Genomic DNA, 21,537 nt, shown 5'->3' on the forward strand with positions numbered 1-21,537 from the left:
GGCGATCTGCAAGGGGCGGCCGCGCCGCGCTCAGAACAGGCTCTGGGGAATGATGAGGATGTCGCCCGGCCGCATCTCGACGTTGGCCGACACGTCGCCGCGCTTGATCAGGTCCTTCAGCCGCACCGCGTACTGCTTGTTGCCCTCGGCGGTGCGCAGGATGGTGGCGCTGTTGCCGGCCGCGAAGTCCGTCAGGCCGCCGACGGCGATCATCACGTCCAGCACCGTCATCTTCTGCTTGTAGGGCAGGAACTGCGGCTTGGCGGCCTCGCCGACGACGCGGATCTGCTCGCTGTACGGGCCCACGAAGCTGGTCACGATCACCGTCACCACCGGATCGCGCACGTACTTGCCGAGCGCCTGCTCCACGTCGCGCGCCACCTGCACCGAGGTCTTGCCCTGCACGAGCATCTCGTCCACCAGCGGCGCGGCGATCTTGCCGTCCGGGCGCACCGGCACCACCATCGACAGCTCCGGATTGCGCCAGACCTGGATGCTCAGCGTGTCGCCGGCGCCGATGATGTAGCTGTAGTCATCGCTCATGGCCGTGGCCGGCGCCTGGGGCAGTTGCCCGCCCAGCGACGAGCACCCCGCCAGCAGCCAGCCCAGGCACGCACCCGCGGCCAGCGTCGCCGCGCGGCGGAACAGATACCCTTTTGAATATTCCACGATGCAATCCCCTGCCACGATATAGACCCTATAGCCCCAGCTATAGGCCGAATCATTTGCCGCCGCCGCCCAAAAACGCCCACATCGTCGCGCAGATTTGCCGCAGAAGCGAATCGAAGATGATGCCACACGAAGCCCGCCCTCCCGCCGGCGCTCCCCGGGCTCAAGGGGGCGGCACGCCGGCCCGAATGACAGCTTTTTCACGCTCGCGCCGCCCGGCCGCGCCCGAACGACGCCTGCAGCCCACGCCCACCCCGTCCGGGGCCGCGCCACCCCATGGGCTGCAGGCATCCCGCCTTAGACTCCGGCCTCTGTGCCTCGCGCCGCCGCCAGCGGCGCCGCGGGCCTGGACACAACGGCACGGCGGTATGGGCAACTCCACATGACGACTCCCCCCCTGGACCTTGAAGCAGCGGCGCGGCGCTGGCGCCAGCAATGGGGCGAATCGCAGGTGGACGATGCCGGGCAGGCACAGCGGCGCTACGGCCGCGACACCACCGGCGCCGAGCGCCGGCTGCTGGGCGCCGTGCGCGCCACCGGGCAGGCCCAGGTCGTCGAGGTCATGCGCACCGCCCACGAACTCGGCCTCGCCGTCCATCCCATCTCGACGGGCAAGAACTGGGGCTATGGCAGCGCGCTGCCGGCCGGGCACGACTGCCTGCTGCTCGACCTCGGCGGCATGACCGGCCTGGACTTCGACGCCGTCCAGGGCGTCGTCACCGTCGAGCCGGGCGTGACGCAGGAGGCGCTGGCCCGCTTCCTCGACGAAGACCCCGCCGGCCCGCACCCCTTCCTGGTGCCGGTCACCGGCGCCGGCCCCGGCACCAGCCTGCTGTCCAACGCGCTGGAGCGCGGCTACGGCGTCACGCCCATCGTGGACCACTTCGCCGCCGTCACCGACATCGAGGCCGTGCTGGCCGACGGCACCGTCTACCGCGGCATGCTGCGCGAGGCCGCCGGCCCGGAGCTCGCCCGGCTGTTCCGCTGGGGGCTGGGCCCGCAGACGATGGGGCTGTTCACCCAGAGCGGCTTCGGCGTGGTCACGCGCATGTCCATCCTGCTGGCCCGGCGCCCGCAGGCGCTGTGCGTGGGCCTGTTCAGCCTGCGCGACGCCGGCCTGCTCGGCCCGGCCGTCGAGGCCATCCGCGACATCCTGCAGCGCACCCCCGGCGTGGTGGGCGCCATCAACCTGATGAACCGCCACCGCGTGCTGTCCATGTCCGCGCCCTACCCCTGGGACGCTCTGAATTCCCAGGGCGTGATTCCGGAAGCGGTCGTGGAGGCCATGGGCCGTGAATATCAGATATTCCCATGGACGGGTTTCTGCACCCTGTACGGCACGCCCGGCATGGTGCGCGCGGCGCAGCGCGAAATCAAATCCCGGCTCAAGGGCCTGGCCAGCCGGCTGATGTTCGTGACGCCGCAGCGCGCGCAAACCCTGCATGCGCTGAGCCGGCTGCTGCCCGGGAAAATGGGCCAGCGCCTGCAGGCCCTGACCGGCACGCTGCGCAAATCGCTGGACCTGGTCGCCGGCCGCCCGAACGAGACCGCGCTGCCGCTGGCCTACTGGCGCAACCGCAGCGGCGCCGCCAGCACGCCGCGCGACCCCGCCGCCGACGGCTGCGGCCTGCTCTGGTACGCGCCCCTTGTGCCCATGACCGCGGCCGCCGCCGCCAGCTACGAGGACCTGGTGCGCAGCACGACGGCGCGGCACGGCCTCGAGCCGCTGATCACCTTCACGACGCTGAGCGACCGCCTGTTCGACAGCACCGTGCCCCTGCTGTTCGACGCCCAGGCGCCCGGCGCCCGCGAGCGCGCCTGGGCCTGCTACGACGAACTGCTGCACCGCGGCCGCGAGCGCGGCTTCTTCCCCTACCGCATGCCGGTGGACGCCATGCCCCAGCTGCGCCAGCTGGCGCCGCAGGCATCCGCCTTCAACGACCGGCTCGCGCGCGCGCTCGATCCGCAGCGGCGCGTGGCGCCAGGCCGATACTATTGAAAATCGCCCAATCAGCATTTTCCATACTGCTGCCGGCCACCCAGATTCCCAGATATCCACACGCAATCCAAACCATGAAGTTCCGCCACAAGAAAACCATGGCCAGGCATATCCCCTGGCTTGTCGCCATTGCGCTGGCGGGCTGCCAGAAAACCGCGACGGACGAACTGGCCGCGGCCAAGCAAAGCCTTGACAAGCGCGAACGCGCCGCCGCCACCATCCACCTGCGCGCCGCCCTGCAGGACAACCCGCAGCTCGCCGAGGCGCGCCTGCTGATGGGCGAGAACCTGCTGTCGCTGGGCAACCCGGCCGGCGCCAAGATCGAGCTGCTGAAGGCGCGGGAATTCGGCGCCCCCGAGGCGCGCGTGCTGCCCAAGCTGATCCGCGCCGAACTGGCCACCGACGAGCCGCGCCGGGTGCTCGCCCAGTACCAGGCCGACCTGAAGCTGCCGGACCCGGCCGCCAAGGCCGACGCGCTGGCCGCGCTCGCGGAAGGCCACTACGCGCTCGGCAACATCGAGGAAGCCGACCGCCTGACCCGGGAGGCGCTGGCGCTCGACGCGCACAGCGTGCCGGCCCGGCTGCTCCAAGTCCGCCGCCTCAACGACGGCGGCCAGGCCGACGAGGCGCTGCGCCAGCTCGAACCCCTGCTCAAGCAGGCGCCCGACGACATCAACGCGCTGCTGCTCAAGGGCGACATCGCCGCCCAGCGGCCCGCCGGCCGCGCCGAGGCCATCAAGGCCTACGAACAGGCCAGCGCGCTGGAGCCGCAGGACCAGCGGCCGCTGGCCGCGCTGGTCACCCTGCGCATGATGAAAAAGGAGTTCGATGCCGCCGGCAAGGACGTCGACCGGCTGCGCGCGATCAGCCGCGACGGCTACCTCACCCACTACATGACCACCTGGCTGCGCCTGGAGAAGGGCGACCTCAAGGGCGCCGGCGAAAGCGCTGCGGCGCTGCTACGCGTGGCGCCGGACGCCCCCAAGGCCGCGCACCTGGCCGGCGTCGTGGCGCTGCGCAGCGCCCAGTACACGCAGGCGGAACGGCTGCTCGCCCAGGCCCTGCCCGGCCACCGCGAGCAGGGCGACCTGCGCCTGCAGCTCGCCGAGGCCCAGGTCCGCATGGGCTCCTCGCGCAAGGCGCTGGCGACGCTCAAGCCGCTGCTGGACCTGGCCTCGCCCCCGGTCGCCGCGCTGAGCCTGGCGGCGGAAGCCAGCGTCGCGGCCGGCGACGCCGCCAATGCACAGACCTACTACAGCAGCGCGCTCAAGATCGACCCCAACAACCTCAAGGGCAAGCTCTACCTCGCGCTGGAAAAAATCAACGCCGGCAAGCAGGAGCAGGGCCTGCAGGACCTGCGCGCCACCGCCGCCGCCGACCCGTCGCTGGCCGCCGACCTCACGCTGGTCGCCGCGCTGATGCAGCTGCGCCGCTTCGCCGACGTCGAACCCGCCCTCGCCGAGATCGAGCGCAAGAAGCCCAACACCCCCGTCGCCAGCCACCTGCGCGGGCAGCTCGCGCTGGTGCAAGGCCAGGTGCCCCAGGCCCGCGCGGCCTGGGAGGACGCGCTGAAGCGCGACCCCAGCTACATCATGGCCGTGCGCGGCCTCGCCGGCCTGGACCTGCGCGAGAACAACGTGGCCCAGGCCGAGCAGCGCTTCACCAGCTTCCTGGCCAAGCAGCCGGGCAACGCCAACGCACTGATGGACCTGTACGCCGTCAAGGTGCAGGCCGGCACCGACCTGGCCAAGCTCCGCGCCTTCCTGCAGTCCGCCATCACCGCCGCGCCCACGGCCATCGAGCCGCGCATCGCGCTGATCCGCACCTACGCCAACGCCCGCCAGCCCAAGGTCGCCATCGAGCAAGCGCAGGCCGCGCTCAAGGCCTTCCCGGACAACCGCGCGCTGCTGGAGCTGCTGGCCCAGCTCCACATCGACAACCTCGACACCACCTCCGCGCGCTCCACCATCGCCCGGCTGCGCGAACTGCCCGGCGACGACAGCGACCGCCAGGTCGCCATCGCGCGCCTGCAGCTCGCCAACGGCGACCCGGCCGCCGCCGCCCAGACCCTGGGCATGGCCATCAGCGCCGGCGGCGACACCCCCGAGGCGCAGAAGCTGCTCGTCGCCGCGCTGCACAAGAGCAACAAGCCCCAGCAGATCGAGCCGCTGATCCGCCGCGTCGCCGCGAAAGACCCCTTCCAGGCCGCCGTCCTGGAGGGCGACTGGAACACCCTGCGCGGCCGCCACGACCTCGCCGCCAAGGCCTACGGCAGCGCCGTCGCCCGGCAGCCCAGCAGCGAACTGGCGTTGCTGACCCTGGGCGCCATGGGCCGCGCCGGCCAGACCAAGGAGCTGGAGCGCTTCGAGACCCAATGGATGGCCGACCATCCGCGCGACGTCGTCGTCATGACCGCAGCCGCCGAGCGCCGGCATTTCTCGGGCGCCCCCGGCGACAAGGCCGTGGCCGAACGCCTGTACCGGCGCGTCCTCGAGGTGCAGCCCGAGAACCCCTTCGCGCTCAACAACCTCGCCAGCCTGCTGCTGCAGGCCGACCCGCGCCAGGCGCTGGCCCACGCCGAGCGCGCCAACAAGGCCTCGCCCAACCGGCCGTGGTTCCTGGACACCTGGGCCGCCGCGCTCGCCGCCACCGGCGACCGCAAGGCCGCCCTCGCCCGCCAGCGCGAGGCCGTGGCGCTGGCCCCGGACATCCCCGCGCACCGGCTGCACCTGGCCCAGATGCTCATCGACGACGGCGACAAGGCCGGCGCCCGCCAGGAACTGGCCGCGCTGGAGCAGCGCGGCACCGGCGTCGACCCGGCGGCGCTGGCCGCGCTGAAGGCCAAGGCCCAGTAGCGGCCACCGGAACAGGGGTGTCGGCGAAGTTGACAACGCGCGGACGCGCGCCGGCAACCCCTCCCGGATCATTCAGAAAATCCTTTTCAAATCAATGACTTGATGGACGGATTCAAGACCTGGCACGGAGACTGCTTAAGACTCTGCGTCACTCTTTTTTCTTCCCTCTAGGAGAGCAGCATGAAATTCAAGGTTCTGGCAGGTCTGGTTGCCACCGCCGCTTCGCTGATGGCCAGCCAAGCTCAAGCAGGTGCCGTCGGCATCGCCAACATGCACGTCACCGGCCTTGGCTTCGCCGCCCCCGGCGCCCCGACCCTCACCATCTCCGGCGAATCCCGTACCGGCAACGCCACCGCCAGCTACAACGGCGTGGTCGCCGGCGGCGCCGGTCCGAACGCCATCACGGCCAACGGCGCCGTGGACGTGGACGTCAAGAACCGTTGCGCTGGCGCTTGCGACGGTAGCCTGTACAACGGCACCAACGGCGGTCTGGAAAACGCCACCAATCACATCAGCGTGCCTGGCGGCGCCAACTACGCCCTGGGTGACATGTTCATCTCCGGCACGGCCCTGGGCGGCAGCATCTCCGGTCTGACCCGCGCCGACGCCGTGGTGACCGGCCCGACCAACTTCGGCGGCGCCAACTCCACCATCGGTAACAGCGGCCGTATCACGGGCTCGTTCACCGTCGGCACCACCTTCACCAGCGCTCTGTTCGTGAACGTGGACGCCTTCATCCAAGCCTGGGTTGACCCGCTGACCCCGGCCGGTGACGACGTGAACGCCTTCGCCGGCTATGGCTGGAACATGAGCATCCTCGGTTCCGATGGTTCCGTGCTGGAATTCGCACCCGCCGACATGAACAAGTCGTACAGCGCGTCTGACTCGCTGTTCAACGCCGCCACGCAGTTCTCGACCAACGGCACCAAGACCTACCTGTCGGACGCGTTCACGTTCAAGGCTGGCGTGGCGTATCAGTTCGCGATCAACCAATCGTCCAACGCCACTGCCTACGACAAGTCGCCCCTGCCTGAGCCTGCCAGCCTGGCCCTGCTGGGCGTCGCCGCCCTCGGCGCCGGCTTCGCTTCGCGCCGCCGCAAGGCCGCCTGATAGCGATGGCACCAGCTGGCCGCCCGGCGGCCAGCTGACCGAAGCGCTCTGAGCCCAACCGCCCAGCAACCGCTGGGCGGTTTTTTTCGCGCTTTACCCGTCGGACCAGGCTGCCTCAGCGGCCATCACGGCTGCGCTTGCCGGGCTTGCTGCCGGGACGTGGAGCATCAAAGCCACCCACGGTCTGCCGCCATCACCGCTGGCGATGTTTGCATCGACAACGGCTGCGCCTTGCCGGACAATTCGTATAACCGTTGTGTATGCAAACAGGAGGATCCATGCGCGATGCCGCCATCAATCTGCGCGCCCTGCCCGAGCAGCGGGACCTGATCGATCACGCCGCCAGCCTGCTCGGCAAGAACCGCTCCGACTTCATGCTCGAAGCCGCCTGCGACCGGGCCCAGGCCGTGATGCTGGATCAGGTGTTCTTCAGCCTGGATGCCGAGCAGTTCCAGCAGTTCACCGCGCTGCTCGATGCCCCCCCCACCCCCAACCCCGGGCTGGAACGGCTCCTGGCCGTGGATGCGCCCTGGAACCAGCACGCGGGCTGAGCGTGCGCCTGAGCGCGCCCCAGCCGCTCTCTGCGGCCCATCTGCTGGAGGATTTCGCCTGTGGGGAAGGCAGTCTCGATGACTGGCTCCGGCGCCGGGCATGGGCCAACCAACTGAGCGGCGCCAGCCGGACCTTCGTCGTCACCGACCCGCAGGGGCGGGTCTACGGCTACTACGCGATGGCTGCTGGCGCGGTATCACACCAGGCAGCCACCGGCAGTGTGCGCCGCAACATGCCTGATCCGATCCCGGTGATGGTTCTGGCCAGGCTGGCCGCCGATCGCCGCGCCCAGGGCATCAAACTGGGCGCCGCCTTGCTGCAGGACGCCGTCCACCGCGCGATGAACGTTGCCCAGCATGCCGGCGTTCGTGCGCTGCTCGTCCATGCCCTCCACGAGCGCGCCCAGCAGTTCTATGAACACTACGGCTTCCAGGCGTCGCCGCAACATCCGAGGACGCTGATGCTGCGCCTGGGCACCGTGAAGGCTTGATCCTGCTCAGCAGTTGGGGCTCATTGGCGCCGCTTCAGCCTGCGGCCTGTCCCGCTTGCTTGAGGCGCTGCTCATGCCGGAGCCCGCACGCCGCACTGTGCCTCGGCGCCCCGGATTTCGTTCAGCAGTTCCGGATGGCGATCCAGCACCTGGAGCAGTTTCACCCGCGCCAGCGGTGGCCTGGTCTTGCCATTCTCATAGCGCGAGAACGCATTGACCCCGCCCCCCGAAAATCTCGGCCGCTTCCCGCTGGTCCAGCGCCAGTTTCCTGCGAACACCGGCAATGAACCCGGGATCGACGATGCTGGCATTCACCTGCCGGTTGAAGGCCAGCATGGCCGCCCCGACGCGCGCCGACTCGGCGGCATCGAGCACGCTTTCACCGCAGGCAGGGCAGAAATCCCCGGCCACGGCCGGAATGCTGGTCGCCTCGCCCTGGTAGGTACAGGGCAGGTCGCGGGAGTCATGCACCAGTTCAGCCGCAGCGCAGACGGGGCGTCGCATGTTCACAACGCCTTGAAGGACACACGACCGCATCGAGCATCCCTGCGAAATCCAGCCCGAACGCAGCATCGCCAGCCAGCGCCGAGAAGGTCGCCCACATGGGGATCAACGGAGCAGCCGCAGCACATCCGCAGCCGGGATGGCGTAGGAGATGCCGCTGGCCGAGTTCAGCGCCGATTCCTTGGTGTCCTTGGCCAGGCTCATGCTGACCACGCCCACCACCTCGCCGGACGCGAGGTCGAACACCGGGCCGCCGCTGTTGCCGCGGTAGGCCGTGGCGTCCAGTTGCAGGATGTCGAAGCTGCCTTCACGCAGCTGCCGCAGCGCGCGCGCGTTCAGGGCCTGGAAGTTGGAGGCCGCCGACGCGATGGCGGTGCGCGCCGCGACGATGCCGCGGTGGGTCACGTGCGAGAAGCCCAGCGCGCCGCCCAGCGGGAAGCCCATCAGCGCGATGGCGGCGCCTTCCCGGACCGGCGTCGTGGCCAGCGTCAGCGCGGGGAGCCGGTCGCCCTCGACGCGCAGCACCGCCAGGTCGCGGAACGGGTCACCGGACATCTGCTTGACCTGCCGCAGCGTCCACCCGCCGCCGGCGGACCAGACCTGGATAGCCAGGCTGCGCTGCGCGGTGTCGTCGGCCGGCTGGGCGATGACGTGGGCATTGGTCACGACCGTGAGGCCGTCGCCGACCACGAAGCCGGTACCGCGGAAGCTGAACTTGGGGCTGTCCAGCGCGCCGTAGGTGCCGACGAGCACGACCGCCGGCTTGGCGCGGGCGATCAGGTCCGGCAGCGACTCCTCGGCGGCGGCCCCGCCAGCGGCCGTGGCCAGCGCCGCCGCCAGCGTGCAGAACGCGCGCCGCTTCACAAGTCGCCTCCGACGTATCCGGTTTCGAGGGCGCTGACGCATTGGCGCCAGGCGGCATCGGTGTCCTGCAGGCGGAAGCCGTAGTAGTCGTCGCCGCGCTCGGAGCGGTGGTGGCGCATGACGGTGAAGCGCAACTCGGACCGCTCGTTCGGCCCCAGCTCGACCAGGGCCGTGCCGGTGTCGCCCACCGCCAGCGGCAGCTTGGAGGTGGCCTGGAAGCCTGACAGCGACACCTCGATCACCGTGGCGACGACCGGATGGGCGCCGGGCCGCGCCGGGCGGAGCTCGGCCGGGCAGCGCAGCGAGAAGCGCTGGTGGCGCCGCATCGCCCGCAGGTCGGGCGGCGTGGCCTCGTCCAGCAGCGGCAGGACGGCGCGGAACTCGGGCTGGTCGTAGATGGACCACAGCAGCGCCTTGCGCCGGTCGTCCAGGTCGCGGAACACCTGGCTGCGCTGGTTGAAGAAGTAGTCGAGGATGGCCGGCGTCAGCACCGGGTCGTTGGTGGTGTGGTAGCGCCGCGTGGGGAAGCGGATGTTGGGCATCTTCGTGGTGATGAAGTAGCCGTACAGGTTCTTGCGCTCGCTGCGCCCTTCGTAGACCCGCTTGAACGTCGCCTTGGCCGCCGGGAGGTCCAGCGTCGCGCCGACGGCGGGAGCACCGTTGGCGAAGTCGTACTTCTCCAGCACGGTTTCCTGCAGGCGCTCGAAGAACAGCAGCGACTCGTAGAGCTCGATCTTGTCCGGGTTGACCGCGATGACCAGGTGGCGGGTGTCGAAGTACGCCGTGCAGTACTCGTACATGAACTTCATCAGCGGGAAGAGGATGGCCCCGCCCGTCTTGCGGAAGTCCTTGTGGACGGCCAGCGCGGAGATTTCGGCGATCTGGCCCTGCTTGGCGCGCACGTCGCTGAGGTCGAAGACCGACTGCATCGGAAAGCCGAAGACGCCTTCCCGGATCATGGACATGGTGCCCACCACCCGCCCGTCGTACTTGGCGCACAGCGTCGTCGTCGTCGGCAGCGCGTGGTACAGGGTCAGCCGCATGCCCGATTCCGCCGGCTTCATGAAGCCGCTGGCCACGTAGGCGTCGTGCAGGATGCGGAAGCATGCCTCCAGCTCCTCCTGGGTCTGCGCGACCTTGAGCTCCAGCTTGGGGTCGGGCGCGGGGTCGCAGTCGACGAGGCGGCGGTACATGGCGAAGCGCCATTCGCGCGGCAGCCGCGACAGCGCCCGCCGCAAGCCGACGTGCAGCCGCTTTCGTAGGTTTGCTTGCCGAATCTTCATGTGCGGGGTTCTCCGGGCCCGGGCCGAGCGGCGCGACGCGGGTCGCGAGTCAGGGGATGCCGTCGGGCCGGCTACTTCACCTGCAGCCGGCTCATCAGGTCGTACAGGGTCGGGCGGCTGATGCCCAGCAGCTCGGCCGTCCGCACGATGTTGCCATCGGTGCGCGCCAGCGCGGTGATGACGGCCTGGCGTTCCGCATTCTCCCGCACGGTGCGCAGGTCCAGCGTGGCGGCGTCGTCGGCCGGCGCCGGGGCGGCGCGCAGGCCCAGGTCCAGCGCCGTGATGCGGTCGTCCTCCGCCATGATGACGGCGCGCTTGAGCATGTTCTGCAGCTCGCGCACGTTGCCGGGCCAGCGGTGGGCCTCGAGCGCGCGGACGGCGTCGTCGGACAGCGTGGGCACCGGGCGGCGCATCTCGGTGGCGAAGCGCCGCGCGAAGGCGTGCGCGAGCAGCACCGGGTCGCCCACCCGCTCCCGCAGCGGCGGGATCTCGACGACGATCTCGGCCAGGCGGTAGTAGAGGTCTTCGCGGAAGCGGCCGTCGGCGATGCGGGCCTGGAGGTCCTGGTGGGTGGCGCCCACCACGCGCACGTCGATGGGAATCTCCTGCCGGCCGCCGACGCGCTCGATGACGCGCTCCTGCAGGAAGCGCAGCAGCTTGGCCTGCAGCGGCATCGGCAGGTCGCCGATTTCGTCGAGCATCAGCGTGCCGCCGTTGGCCGTCTCGATCTTGCCGAGCGTGGACTTGGTGGCGCCGGTGAAGGCGCCCTTCTCGTAACCGAAGAGCTCGCTCTCCAGCAGCGTCTCGGGGATGGCCGCGCAGTTGATGGCGACGAAGCGGCCCTTGCGCCGGGAGGCGTCGTGCAGGCCTTGCGCGAGCACCTCCTTGCCGGTGCCGCTCTCGCCGAGCAGCAGCACGGTGGCGTCGCTGGGCGCGACCTTCTCGATCATCCGGCAGACGCGCTGCATGCCGGGGTCGCGCGTGATCAGGCCGGAGAACACGTCGCTGCTCTGCTGCATCTGCAGGCGGCGGTTCTCCTGCTGCAGTTCGTAGAGCCGGTAGGCGCGCTCGACGGTGAGGCTGAGCACGTCCGGATCGACGGGCTTGGCCAGGAAGTCGTAGGCGCCCATGCGGATGGCGCGCAGCGCGTTGTCCTGGTCGTTCTGGCCGGTCAGCACGATGACCTTGACGCCCGGGTCCAGCTCCAGCAGCTTCTCCAGGCATCTGAAGCCCTCGGACACGGAGTCCCGGTCCGGCGGCAGGCCCAGGTCCATCGTGACGACGGCGGGGCTGCTGCGGCGGAACTGCAGCACGGCGCTGGCGACGTCGTCGGCCGTGACCGACTCGAAGCGGTCCAGCGACCACTTGAGCTGCTTCTGCAGCGAGAGGTCGTCCTCGACGATCAGCAGCGGGGCGTGGCGGGGCGTGCTCATCGGCGGCCCTCCAGCGCCGCCAGCGGGGCGTCGGCCTGCGCGTGGAACAAGGGCAGCAGCAGGGTCACGGTGGTGCCCCGGTCCAATTCACTCTGCACGCTGATCTTGCCTCCCAGTTCCTGCACGTATTGATAGCTCTCGTGGGCGCCGATGCCCATGCCGCTGGCCTTGGTGGTCTGGAACGGCTTGAAGAGTCGATTCTGTATGAAATCCTCGCTCATGCCGCAGCCGCTGTCCGCCACGCGGATGCAGGCCTGGCTGCCCTCGGCGGCCAGGCTCAGCCGCACGACGCCCTCGGGCGGCGTCGCGTCGAAGGCGTTCTGCACCACGTGGCCCACCACCCGCTCCACGCGCTCGGCATGCCCGCGCGTGCTGACGCCGGGCTGCAGCGCCAGTTGCAGCTCCCGGCCCTTGCGCGCGGCCGCGTCGGCCAGCCGGCGGGCGATCTGCTCCAGGTCCACCCCGCTGGCCACGCCATGCGGCGTCTCGCCCTCGCGCAGCTGCAGCATCAGCTGGCGCATCTTCTCCAGCGAGTTCTCCACCGTGTCCAGCATGTCCTGCTGGAATTCCGGGTTGTCGCGCAGCCGCTTGGCGTTCTTCATCATCAGCGACAGCTGGGTGACGATGTTCTTGAGGTCGTGCACGACGAAGGCGGACATGCGGTTGAAGGCGTCGAACTTGCGCGCCTCCAGCAAGGCCTCGGTGGCCTGCATCTGCGCCAGGTAGCCCGAGGCCTGGCGGGCCGCGGTGCGCAGCAGGTCCCGCACCTCCCAGTTCAGCTCGATGGCGGCGCGCGGCCGGCCGAGCACGACGAAGCCGATCAGCGCCTCCCCCACCAGCAGCGGCACGATGAGCCAGCAGCGCGGCTCGGCCACCAGCCATGCGGGCAGCTCCAGCCCGGGGTAGGCCTCCGGGTCCGCGCGCCATTCGTCGACGTCGATGATCCAGGCCCGCTCCCGCCAGAAGCGGCCCAGCGACCCCTCGCGGGGCTCGCCGCCCGGCTGCGCGGGCAGGTTCCAGGTGGCGGCCTGCACGAAATCGGCGTCCGCCGCCCGCTGCAGCCACAGCATGCCGCTGGGGCCTTCCACCAGGTTCGCCAGCGCGCGCACGACGGTTTCCGCCGTGAGCTGGGGCTGGGCGTCAGCCGACAGCAGCTGCGTGAAGCGCAGCCATTCCTCGCGGTAGTCGTAGCGGTAGCTGAAGAAATTCTTGCTGATGTAGACCCGCAGCCGGGCCCGCATCGCGCCGGACGCCATCAGCAGCGCCAGCGCCACCAGCGCCACGAACACCAGCGCCACCGACAGCGCGCGGCCCCACTCGCCGCCCGTGTAGCGCACGTAATAGCCCACGCCAGCCACCACCAGCAGGTAGCCCCCGACCAGCAGCAGCGCGGCGGAGTGGAACACGGCCGCGCGCGACACGTGCAGCTTGCCCCGCCAGTCGCCGTAGCGGCGCGAGGCCACCCACAGCAACGGCACCGCGGCCGCATGCACCAGCGGCCGCACGCTGACGGCATCGCCGTCGAAGTGCTGGAACAGCGCCGCCTGCGAGCCGATGAAGAGGTCGAAGACGAAGAGGCCGCCCAGGCCCAGGCACAGCGGCTTGGCGTTCCAGCGCGCATCGGCGCTGGCGCTGCGCAGCACCTGCTCGACCAGCACCAGCCCCAGCACCGCCAGCCCGAGCGCCGCGAACGCCTGCGGGCGCGCCAGTTCTCCGACGGGCCGCGTCTCGGCGACCAGGATCAGCGCGGCCGGCAGCAGCAGCGCCATGGCCATGGCGGGGCGCATCCACCCCGGCCCCGTGCCGCGCCGGGGCGGCAGCAGCAGCGCCAGGAAGGCGAACCACAGGCCGGAGCGCAGCAGGTCCAGGCTGGGCACCACCCAGCCGGGCCAGCGGTCGGACCAGTGCCGCAGCCCGTCCGCGAGCGCCACACCCGCCCAGGCGGCGCTGGCCGCCAGCGCGGCCAGGAAGACCAGGGCCAGCCGGGTGACCGGCAGGCTGTCGCGCAGCAGCCGCTGCGCGAAATACAGCGCGAACCCGCCATAGACCAGGCCGCACACCAGCGCGCTGAGGCTGCCCAGCGACGCCGCGGCGGGCAGCGCCTCGATCAGGGAGGGATGGGGCATGCGGGGGATTCAAGCATGCCCGGCAGGCGCGGGCATCGGCGCGGACGCCCGGCGGCGGCGCGTCAGTGGGCGCCCTTGCCGGTCAGCACGACGGCCACCGTCTCCAGCATGATCAGCAGATCCAGGAAGAGCGAGTGGTTCTTGACGTAGTACAGGTCGTACTGCAACTTCTCCACCGAGTCCTCGATGGTCGAGCCGTAGGCATAGCGGACCTGGGCCCAGCCCGTCACGCCCGGCTTCACGCTGTGGCGCACGGCGTAGTAGGGGATCTTGGCGGTCAGCTCGTCCACGAAATACTGCCGCTCGGGGCGCGGGCCCACCATGCTCATCTCGCCCTTGAGCACATTGAAGAGCTGGGGCAGCTCGTCGATGCGCACCTTGCGGATGAAGCGGCCGACGCGCGTCACGCGGTCGTCGTTCTTGGCCGCCCAGCGCGGCTTGCCGTCCTTCTCGGCGTCGGTGCGCATGCTGCGGAACTTGATGACCTTGAACGGCACGCCGTTCAGGCCCACGCGCTCCTGGCGGTACAGCAACGGGCCGCGCGACTCGGCGCGGATGGCCAGCGACGTGAGCAGCATGATGGGCCAGGACACGGCCAGGATCAGCAGCGCGAAGACGATGTCGCAGACGCGCTTGATCGCCGCGCGCATCATGCCCTGGCTGAAGCCGTCGCCGAACACCAGCCAGCCGGCATTGACGTGCTTGATGTTGATCTGCGCCAGCGTCTTCTCGAAGTGCGTGGCGATGTCGACGACACGCACGCCGGAGAGCTTGCAGTCCAGCAGCTGGCGCAGCGGCATGCTGCCGCCGCGGCGCTCGCTCAGCGCGACGACGATCTCGTCCACGTTGTGCTTGAGCGCGGCCTCGGTCAGGTTGCCGCCGTCGCGGATGATCTCGGCGCTGGGCACGTCGTGCTGGTCCTCGTTCGGGCCGGCGTAGTAGCCGACGATCTGCGCATGCGGGTCCGAGGCGCGCAGCGTGTTGCCGACGGCGCGGGCCGCCGGGCCGACGCCGAAGATCAGGATGCGGCTGCGCATGCGCGCCTGGGCGCCGGAATGCGAGGCATACACGCGGTGCACCATGACCGCCGCGACGGCACCCATGGCCACCAGCGTCAGCAGGTTGCGGTGGCTGGTGTCGGACGGCACCAGGCTGAAGATGACGTAGGCCAGCGGCAGGCCGAACAGCAGGCCGAACAGCGCGCGGGCGCAGGACTCCGTCAGCGAGCGGTTGTGCGCGTGCTGGTAGAAGCCGGTGGCGGAATTGATGACGAACATGCAGCCGGCCAGCGACAAGCCGTGCGAGGCGGCCAGCGGCAGCACCGTCTGCGCGGACTCGCCCTGGCTCAGGACGACGGCGATCACGGCGAAGACGATCAGGCCCAGGTCGAAGAAGACCTGGAGCAGCGTCTGCCGGCGCAGGTAATGGTTGAATATTCGAATCATCTGGATCCCCGATCAATTCCGCCTTGGCGCCACAGCATTTTCATCCCACCCATGAATCCGACAGGATTCGATATTCCAGCCGACGCGCGGAAAACCCGCTGCGAACGCCGCCCACCACGGGCGCCGGCTTCGTGGGGAACACTGGGATGTCCCGGGCTTGACGCCGCAGCGAACATCAGGCACCCGGCCTTGAAAGCCGCCGGCATCATGCCGTTGCCCCCTGCCCTTGAAAGCCCCCCGTTTGGAGGGTGGTTGCCCCTTGAATGTGCCCCATGTCACGACGCCATTTTCACGGCGCCGGCAGTAGACCCCAACCGGGCCCGCCGGCCGGCGGGCCGGGCAGGCAAAACGTGCGGATCGCACGTCACGCCACGCATGCAATAAAAAACGCCCGCCGGGCGGCGGGCGTCTGGCAGGGCCGGAGGGAACTCAGCGCACGACGGCGAGCTGCTCGCGGGCACCGCCCTTGTAGCTGTAGAGCGTCAGCGCGCCATTCTTGATGTCGCCCTTCTCGTCGAAGGCGATGGTGCCGGTCACGCCGTGGTAAGTTTCCTTGGCCAGCACCGGCAGGTACTTGGCCGGGTCGGCGGAGCCGGCCTTGACCATGGCGGCCACCATCGCGTTGGTGGCGTCGTAGACGTAGGGCGCGTAGAGCTTCACGTCGACGCCGAACTTGGCCTGGAAGCGGGCCTTGAACTCGTCCATGCCCTTCTTGCCGGCGCCCTCGATGCCGCCCGCCTCGGCGCAGACGACCTGGCCGTCGGCCATGGTGCCGGCGGAGAGCTTGGGCAGGTCGGCCGTGCAGATGCCGTCGCCGCCCATGAACTTGGCGTTGATGCCGAGCTGCTTCATCTGGCGGATCATCGGGCCGCCCACGGAGTCCATGCCGCCGAAGAACACCACGTCCGGCTTCTTGGACTTCAGCGAGGTCAGGATGGCGGTGAAGTCGGTCGCCTTGTCGTTCGTGAACTCACGGCCGATGACCTTGCCGCCGGCCTTCTTGACGCCCTTCTCGAACTCGTCGGCCACGCCCTGGCCGTAGGCCGTGCGGTCATCGACGACGGCGATGGACTTGCCCTTCAGCGTGGTCACCGCGTACTTGCCCAGCGTGCCGCCCAGGTGCACGTCGTCGGCGACGACGCGGAAGGCCGTCTTGTAGCCCTGGCGGGTGTACTTGGGATTGGTCGCGGACGGCGAGATTCTGCGGGACGCCGGCATCGCTGTAGATCTTGGACGCCGGGATGGTGGTGCCGGAGTTCAGGTGGCCGATGACGCCGTTGACCTTGGAGTCCACCAGCTTCTGCGCGGCGGCCGTGCCCTGCTTGGGGTCGCCCGCATCGTCTTCGGCCAGCAGTTCCAGCTTGGCCTTCTTGCCGCCGATGGTGACGCCCTTGGCGTTCAGTTCCTCGATGGCCAGGCGGGCCCCGAGTTCGTTGTCCTTGCCCAGGTGGGCGCTCGGGCCGCTGATCGGGCCGACGTGGCCGATCTTGACGACCAGATCCTGGGACATTGCGGCACCGCTGAGCAGCGCTGCCACTGCACCGACTACCACATTCAGCTTGATTTGCATGGATCGACTCCGATTGGAAAGAGAGAAAGACAACGGTCGTTGAGTTTTTCAACGAACTGAACATACCCCAATTCCAAGGGGGGGACTCATCCGGGAAAGCATGGACGCCGGGCTGTCAACCGTTGGCGGTGAAGTGGTCCAGCGCCGCGCCGGCCTGCTTGTAGGCCCGGTAGCGCACCCGGCCCGCCTGCACGGCCTCGGCCGTCCGGCCCACCACCTCCAGCACGCGCTCGAACTCGAACGCGGCCGCCGGCAGCGGCTCGGCCAGGTTCAGCAGCAGCCCGCGGTGCGGCAGGCGGGCCGCGTCGGCGACCAGCAGCACCTCGCCCGGCGCGGGCGGCGTCGCGCCGTCCCACTGCCGGTGCGGGATGAACTCGCTGGCGTCGAAGCTCCACAGCAGCGCGTCCAGCGCCGCCGCCTGCGCCGGCGCCACGCAGACGCCGACCGGCTTGCCGGACGCCAGCGCGCGCCGCACCAGCCGGCAGGCGAAACGCAGGGGCTCGGCCGCGTCGCTGTAGAAGCTGACCTGCTGCACCGACTACCGGGCGTGGCCCAGCACGAAGTGCGTCAGCAGGCCCACGGGCCGGCCGGTCGCGCCCTTGGCGGCGCCGCCCTTCCAGGCCGTGCCGGCGATGTCCAGGTGGCCCCAGCGGTACTTGCCGGCGAAGCGCTGCAGGAACTTGGCCGCCGTGATGGAGCCGCCCGCGCGGCCGGCGATGTTGGGCAGGTCGGCGAAGTTGCTCTTCAGGCCCTCGGCGTACTCGTCGTCCAGCGGCATGCGCCAGCACGGGTCCAGCACCGCGTCGCCGGCCGCCGTCAGCGCGGCGGCGAGTTCGTCGTCGCTCGCGTACATGCCGCTGCGCACGCCGCCCAGCGCGATGACGCAGGCGCCGGTCAGCGTCGCCACGTCGATGACGCAGGCGGGCTTGAAGCGCTCCGCATAGGTCAGCGCGTCGCACAGGATGAGGCGGCCCTCGGCGTCGGTGTTCAGGATCTCGATGGTCTGGCCGGACATCGAGGTCACCACGTCGCCCGGCTTGACCGCGCGGCCGCTGGGCATGTTCTCGCAGGCGGCGACGATCATCACGAGGTTGAGCCTGGGCTTGAGCTCGGCCACCGCGCGCAGCGTGCCGATGACGCTGGCGGCGCCACCCATGTCGAACTTCATCTCGTCCATCTCGGCGCCGGGCTTCAGCGAGATGCCGCCGGTGTCGAAAGTGATGCCCTTGCCGACCAGCACGACCGGCGCCACCGACTTGGCCGCGCCCTCGTAACGGGCGACGATGAAGCGCAGCGGCTCGTCCGAGCCCTGGGCGACGGACAGGAAGCTGCCCATGCCCAGTTTCTCGACGGCCTTCTTGTCCATGACCTCGACCTTGACGCCGTAGGTCTTGCCCAGCGCCTGCACGACCTGGCCGAGGTAGGTCGGCGTCGCGTGGTTGGCCGGGCGGTTGGCGCATTCGCGCGCCAGCTCGACGCCGGCGGCGATCGCCTCGCCGCGCGCCAGGCCGGCCTTGGCGGCCTTCTGGCCGGCCTTGTCGACCAGCAGCGTCACCTTGGCCAGCTTGGGCGCCGGGGCCGCGCTGGGCTTGGTGTGGCGGTAGACGTAGACGGCATCGGTGGCGGCCAGCGCGCTCTGCTCGGCCAGCGACTCGGCCAGCGCCGCGTCGAAGCCGGCGAAGGCCACGGCGGCGCTCGCCGCGCCGCGCGACTTGACCTGCGCCAGGGCCGCGCCCAGCGCGGCGCGGGCGGCGGCCAGCGTCGCCTTGCCGCTGGCGGCCAGCACCAGGCGCGGTGCCTTCAGGCCGGCCGGGTTCGTCAGTGTCAGCGCCTGGCCGGCCTTCAGCGCGAAGTCGCCCAGCTTGATCGCGGCCTGCACCTGCTGCGCAACGGCGGCATCCAGACCCTGGGGCAAGGCCTCGCCGCCGAGCACGACGACCAGGGCGTCAGCACCCACGCCCGCGAGCCCGTCGAGCTCCGCGGTTTGAATCTTGAAGTCCATAATGACTAGAAGTAGATAGAAGTGCGTTTGATGTTATTCGATTCATCCACGCGGTCCGAGCTGGCACGGAGCTTCGGCGTCACGCTGGTGGTCATCCTGACCATCATGCTGACGCTGACGCTGATCAAGACGCTGGGCCAGGCGGCGGGCGGCAACGTGGCGCCGCAGGACGTGGTGCTGCTGATGGGCTACGCCACCATCGCCCACCTGGCGACGATGCTGACCCTGGCGCTGTTCATCGCCGTCGTGCTGACGCTCGGGCGGCTGTACCGCGAGTCGGAGATGACGATCTGGTTCGCCAGCGGCATCCCGCTGTCGCGCTTCGTGCGGCCAGTGCTGCGCATGGCCTGGCCGGTGCTGCTGGCCATCATCGTGCTGGAGCTGGTCGTCTGGCCCTGGGGCAACCGGAACAGCGCCGAGCTCAAGGAGCGCTACCAGAAGCGCGGCGACCTGTCGCGCGTGGCGCCGGGCCAGTTCCAGAGCTCGCGCGACGGCAGCCGCGTGTTCTTCATCGAGCGCGACGGCGACGACGCCACGGTGGGCCGCAACGTCTTCATCCTCGCCAACCAGCACGAGCGCGAATCGGTGACCACCGCCTCGCGCGGCCGGCTGCTGATGGAGGGCGGCGACCGCTACCTGGTGCTGGACCACGGCCAGCGCAACGAGACCCAGCTGCGCACCGGCGAGAAGAGCCTGGCCCGCTTCGAGCAGTACCAGGTGCTGACCGACACCCAGGTGCTGGCCAACGCCAGCCAGCTGCCGCCCAAGGCCACGCCGACGCTGGAGCTGCTGCACTCGCCCAACCCCAAGCACCGGGGCGAGCTGGCCTGGCGGCTGGGCATGATCCTCGGCGGCATCAACATGGCCTTCCTGGGCGTGGGCCTGGCCGCGTCCAACCCGCGCCGCGCGAACAACTGGAACCTGCTGTTCGCGCTGCTGGCCTTCGTCGTCTACTTCAACCTCATCACGGTCACGGTGTCCTGGGTCGGCAACGGCCGCGCCTCGCTGTCGCACGCCCTGGCCGGCCTGCACGGCGGCGCATTCCTGCTGGCGCTGGCGGTCATCTGGCTGCGCGACAACGGCAACCGCTTCTGCCTGCGCCGGCGCGCGAAGGAGGCCGCGGCATGAGGACCGTCCGCCGCCTGCTCTACAAAGACATCGTCGGCGCCATCGTGATGGTCGTCCTGGCCTTCCTGTCGCTGGTGTTCTTCAACGACTTCGTCGACGAGCTGGACAACATGTCCCGCATCGGCGCGGGTGCCGGCCAGGCCGCGCTGCTGGCCGCGCTGGAGCTGCCGCGCAACTTCTACACGCTGTTCCCGATCGCCGTGCTGATCGGCACCATCATCGCGCTGGCCCGGCTGGCGCAGAGCAGCGAGTTCACCATCCTGCGCACCGGCGGCCTCGGGCCGGCGCGCGCGCTGGGGCTGCTGGCCCGGCTGGCGGCGGTGTTCGCGGTGCTGACCTTCGTCGTCGGCGACTACGTCGCGCCCGCGCTGGAGCGCAAGGGCGACGAGCTGCGCGCCAGCTTCAGCCACGGCGCCAGCGCGCCCGCCCGCGGCGCCTGGCTGAAGGACCACCGGCAGGTCGACGGCCAGGAGCGCAGCTACTCGGTCAAGGTCGGCCGCGTCGGCGGCGGCGGTGCGCTGGAGGACGTGCGCATCTACGAGTTCGACGCGCAGGGCCGGCTGCTGTCGCGCACCGAGGCGGGCAAGGCCGGCGTCGACGGCCGCGGCGTCTGGCACCTGCAGCAGGTCCAGCGCACGGACTGGGCGCCGGGCACGCCGGCCGCGGGCAAGGTCGGCGCCGTGGCCGTCACCGAGCAGCGGCTCGACCGGCTGGACTGGCAGAGCTCCCTGCACGCGGGCGTCATCGCCGCGGCCGTGCAGCCGGCCGTGTCCATGTCCACGGCCGAGCTGTACCGCTACACCCGGCACCTGTCGGCGCAGGAGCAGTCCGCGCAGGCGCACAGCATCCAGTTCTGGCGCAAGGCCTTCTACCCGTTCGCCTGCTTCGTGATGGTGGCGCTGGCGCTGCCTTTCGCCTACCTGCACGGGCGCTCGGGCGGCATCAGCCTCAAGGTGTTCGGCGGCATCATGCTGGGCATCAGCTTCGTGCTGCTGAACAACGTCGCCGGCCACCTGGGCCTGCTGAAGAACTGGACGCCCTGGATCGTCTCGGCCACGCCCAGCCTGCTGTACCTGGGCCTGTCGATGGCGGCATTCGCCTGGCTGGTGCGCTACCGCTGATGGACGGGCTGCTGCTCTTCGCCCACGGCGCGCGCGACGCCGCCTGGGCGCGCCCGTTCGAGGCCGTGGCCGCGCGCCTGCGCGCCGCGCGGCCGGAGCTGCCGCTGGCGCTGGCCTACCTCGAATTCATGCCTCCCGGCCTCGAGGACGCCGCCGCGGCGCTGGCCGCGACCGGCTGCACGCGCGTGCACGTCCTGCCGCTCTTCCTCGGCACCGGCGGCCATGTGCGCCGCGACGTGCCGCCGCTGCTCGACGGCCTGCGCCAGCGGCATGGCGGCGTCGAGTGGCGGCTGCACCCCTCCCTCGGCGAGCACGACGCCGTGCTGCACGCCATCTGCGACGCCTGCCTGGCGACTCTCGAATGATTCACCCCCACGCTCGCTCCG

At 70.3% G+C, this 21,537-nt stretch carries 16 protein-coding genes and 2 pseudogenes; 8 read left to right on the plus strand and 10 right to left on the minus strand.

Translation table 11 applies throughout. The annotated features are described in order from the left end of the window. Positions 1 to 30: 30 nt before the first annotated feature. Positions 31 to 543, minus strand: coding sequence for an XrtA/PEP-CTERM system exopolysaccharide export protein (locus QM788_RS17370; RefSeq protein ID WP_415663002.1), 513 nt, complete (start codon positions 541 to 543; stop codon positions 31 to 33). Between the two features lie 508 nt (positions 544 to 1,051). Between QM788_RS17370 and QM788_RS17375 the strand changes: the two genes are divergently transcribed. The 5 genes from QM788_RS17375 to QM788_RS17395 all read left to right on the plus strand — a co-directional run bounded on the left by QM788_RS17375 (position 1,052) and on the right by QM788_RS17395 (position 7,675). Further along, positions 1,052 to 2,668: an FAD-binding oxidoreductase gene (locus QM788_RS17375; protein WP_415662707.1), complete on the plus strand. Its 1,617-nt coding sequence runs from the start codon at positions 1,052 to 1,054 to the stop codon at positions 2,666 to 2,668. A 74-nt stretch (positions 2,669 to 2,742) separates the two neighbouring features. Then, positions 2,743 to 5,523 carry an XrtA/PEP-CTERM system TPR-repeat protein PrsT gene (gene prsT, locus QM788_RS17380; protein WP_415662708.1) on the plus strand — a complete coding sequence of 927 codons (2,781 nt, stop codon included), beginning with the start codon at positions 2,743 to 2,745 and terminating at the stop codon, positions 5,521 to 5,523. A gap of 180 nt (positions 5,524 to 5,703) precedes the next feature. Further along, positions 5,704 to 6,633 carry an EDSAP-1 family PEP-CTERM protein gene (locus QM788_RS17385; RefSeq protein WP_415662709.1) on the plus strand — a complete coding sequence of 310 codons (930 nt, stop codon included), beginning with the start codon at positions 5,704 to 5,706 and terminating at the stop codon, positions 6,631 to 6,633. 278 nt (positions 6,634 to 6,911) lie between these two features. Beyond that, on the plus strand, positions 6,912 to 7,184 hold the full coding sequence (locus QM788_RS17390; RefSeq protein ID WP_415662710.1) for a DUF1778 domain-containing protein: 273 nt from the start codon (positions 6,912 to 6,914) through the stop codon (positions 7,182 to 7,184). After that, positions 7,181 to 7,675, plus strand: coding sequence for a GNAT family N-acetyltransferase (locus tag QM788_RS17395; protein ID WP_415663003.1), 495 nt, complete (start codon positions 7,181 to 7,183; stop codon positions 7,673 to 7,675). Before QM788_RS17390 ends, QM788_RS17395 begins: the two co-directional genes overlap by 4 nt. A gap of 71 nt (positions 7,676 to 7,746) precedes the next feature. Here QM788_RS17395 and QM788_RS17400 read toward each other — a convergent pair. The 9 genes and pseudogenes from QM788_RS17400 to QM788_RS17440 all read right to left on the minus strand — a co-directional run bounded on the left by QM788_RS17400 (position 7,747) and on the right by QM788_RS17440 (position 18,902). After that, a pseudogene (locus tag QM788_RS17400) lies at positions 7,747 to 8,179 on the minus strand (type II toxin-antitoxin system MqsA family antitoxin). Positions 8,180 to 8,284: 105 nt separating this feature from the next. Next, positions 8,285 to 9,043: a S1C family serine protease gene (locus tag QM788_RS17405; RefSeq protein WP_415662711.1), complete on the minus strand. Its 759-nt coding sequence runs from the start codon at positions 9,041 to 9,043 to the stop codon at positions 8,285 to 8,287. Next, complete coding sequence (locus QM788_RS17410) at positions 9,040 to 10,326, minus strand: GNAT family N-acetyltransferase (RefSeq protein ID WP_415662712.1); 1,287 nt, start codon at positions 10,324 to 10,326, stop codon at positions 9,040 to 9,042. The genes QM788_RS17405 and QM788_RS17410 overlap by 4 nt, the downstream gene beginning before the upstream one ends. A gap of 71 nt (positions 10,327 to 10,397) precedes the next feature. Further along, the gene (gene prsR, locus QM788_RS17415; protein ID WP_415662713.1) at positions 10,398 to 11,759 is read right to left on the minus strand and encodes a PEP-CTERM-box response regulator transcription factor; all 1,362 of its coding nucleotides are present in this window, start codon (positions 11,757 to 11,759) and stop codon (positions 10,398 to 10,400) included. Beyond that, positions 11,756 to 13,885, minus strand: a complete 2,130-nt coding sequence (prsK, locus tag QM788_RS17420; RefSeq protein ID WP_415662714.1) for an XrtA/PEP-CTERM system histidine kinase PrsK — start codon at positions 13,883 to 13,885, stop codon at positions 11,756 to 11,758. Before prsK ends, prsR begins: the two co-directional genes overlap by 4 nt. 62 nt (positions 13,886 to 13,947) lie before the next feature. Next, complete coding sequence (locus QM788_RS17425) at positions 13,948 to 15,330, minus strand: TIGR03013 family XrtA/PEP-CTERM system glycosyltransferase (protein ID WP_415662715.1); 1,383 nt, start codon at positions 15,328 to 15,330, stop codon at positions 13,948 to 13,950. A gap of 429 nt (positions 15,331 to 15,759) precedes the next feature. After that, positions 15,760 to 16,900 (minus strand): annotated as a pseudogene (locus tag QM788_RS17430) (branched-chain amino acid ABC transporter substrate-binding protein). A gap of 115 nt (positions 16,901 to 17,015) precedes the next feature. Continuing rightward, positions 17,016 to 17,435: a DNA polymerase III subunit chi gene (locus tag QM788_RS17435; RefSeq protein ID WP_415662716.1), complete on the minus strand. Its 420-nt coding sequence runs from the start codon at positions 17,433 to 17,435 to the stop codon at positions 17,016 to 17,018. A 3-nt stretch (positions 17,436 to 17,438) separates the two neighbouring features. Next, the gene (locus tag QM788_RS17440) at positions 17,439 to 18,902 is read right to left on the minus strand and encodes a leucyl aminopeptidase (protein WP_415662717.1); all 1,464 of its coding nucleotides are present in this window, start codon (positions 18,900 to 18,902) and stop codon (positions 17,439 to 17,441) included. A gap of 30 nt (positions 18,903 to 18,932) precedes the next feature. Here QM788_RS17440 and lptF point away from each other — a divergent pair, with 30 nt between their 5' ends. From lptF to QM788_RS17455, 3 genes are read left to right on the plus strand one after another with little or no spacing between them, the layout of a single operon-like run. Further along, the gene (gene lptF / locus QM788_RS17445; protein ID WP_415662718.1) at positions 18,933 to 20,030 is read left to right on the plus strand and encodes an LPS export ABC transporter permease LptF; all 1,098 of its coding nucleotides are present in this window, start codon (positions 18,933 to 18,935) and stop codon (positions 20,028 to 20,030) included. Continuing rightward, entirely contained in the window at positions 20,027 to 21,151 is a 1,125-nt protein-coding gene (gene lptG, locus QM788_RS17450; protein ID WP_415662719.1) for an LPS export ABC transporter permease LptG, read from the plus strand. Before lptF ends, lptG begins: the two co-directional genes overlap by 4 nt. Next, entirely contained in the window at positions 21,151 to 21,516 is a 366-nt protein-coding gene (locus tag QM788_RS17455; protein WP_415662720.1) for a sirohydrochlorin chelatase, read from the plus strand. Before lptG ends, QM788_RS17455 begins: the two co-directional genes overlap by 1 nt. Positions 21,517 to 21,537 lie beyond the last annotated feature (21 nt).

Source organism: Roseateles sp. (assembly GCF_047654785.1).
In the GTDB taxonomy this organism is placed as follows: Bacteria; Pseudomonadota; Gammaproteobacteria; order Burkholderiales; family Burkholderiaceae_C; genus Pelomonas.